Annotated in this window: 1 protein-coding gene; it reads right to left on the minus strand. The window is 71.7% G+C overall.

Annotation, left to right across the window (positions count from 1 at the left end; all coding sequences use genetic code 11):
* Positions 1 to 98: 98 nt before the first annotated feature.
* Positions 99 to 938 carry an N-acyl homoserine lactonase family protein gene (locus tag EYQ95_RS26205; protein ID WP_132332173.1) on the minus strand — a complete coding sequence of 280 codons (840 nt, stop codon included), beginning with the start codon at positions 936 to 938 and terminating at the stop codon, positions 99 to 101.
* Positions 939 to 1,001 lie beyond the last annotated feature (63 nt).

Below are 1,001 nucleotides of genomic sequence, written 5' to 3' on the forward strand. Positions count from 1 at the left end.
ACATTGCCCCGCTGCCGCGGCAGGCAATCCTCGATACGCGCGAATTGCGCAGGCGTAAGTTCCATGCGCAGTATGTTAGCACGTAGTGTTAACAGGCCCTAGCGCGCGAAGTCTGGGAACACCGGCAGCTTCGCGACGTCGCGCGGGTCGTGCTGGATGATCACCGTCGCGCCGAGGTTGGCGGCGAGCCTGCGGAAGCGGTCGAGCGAGGCCAGCGAATCGGCGCGGCTGGTGTTCCAGGTCGGGATGCCGTCGCTGCGGTAGTTCTCGTGGAAGTGCGTGACGTCGCCGGTGAGCAGGACGTTGCCGGTCTTCGCGAGCCTCACCAGCAGGCCGTGGTGGCCGGGCGTGTGGCCGGGCAGGCTGATCATCTGCACCGAGCCGTCGCCGAAGACGTCGCGGCGGTCGCGCGACAGCGTCTCGACGCGGCCACCGGCGAACCACGGGGCGAACGGCGCGCGCCAGGCGGCGAAGCCGCCGGCGCTCATGCCGGCCGGCGCGCGGGTGGCCTGCAGCGCCTCCCAGTCACCCTGCCCGATGAGCAGCGTGGCCTTCGGGAACGAGGCCAGCTGCCCGGTGTGGTCGGCATGGTGATGGCTGACGCCCACGAACTCGACCGCAGCGGGGTCCACGCCGATGCGCGCGAGTTGCTCGATCAGCGAGGCCTTGGGCGCGCTGGGCGATCCGTCCATGGCATTGCCCGTGTCCCAGAGCAGATAGCGCCCGCCGTGACGCACGAGGTAGCAGCTGTAGACCAGCTGCAGCGTCAGTTCGGGGTGCTCCATGGTGTCGGAGAAGGACGCCACGCTCACCGGCGCGGGCGGCCCGCCGCAGTCCAGCCGCGCGAGAGCGACGTCGGCGGCCCGGGCGGAGACGGCGGCGCAGCAGCCCAGGACCAGGGCGGCGAGTGCGCGCGTGCGCGGGGAACGGGTCGGCATGCGGCCTCCGGGTCATGGCGGCCGGCGCGCTGCCGGCCTGGGCAGGGCAAAGGTGGCACGACG

Source organism: Lysobacter sp. N42 (assembly GCF_004344885.1).

Excerpts from the sequence above, each read along its gene's own strand:
- EYQ95_RS26205 (WP_132332173.1), bottom strand. The coding sequence starts at position 938 with ATGCCGACCCGTTCCCCGCGCACGCGCGCACTCGCCGCCCTGGTCCTG.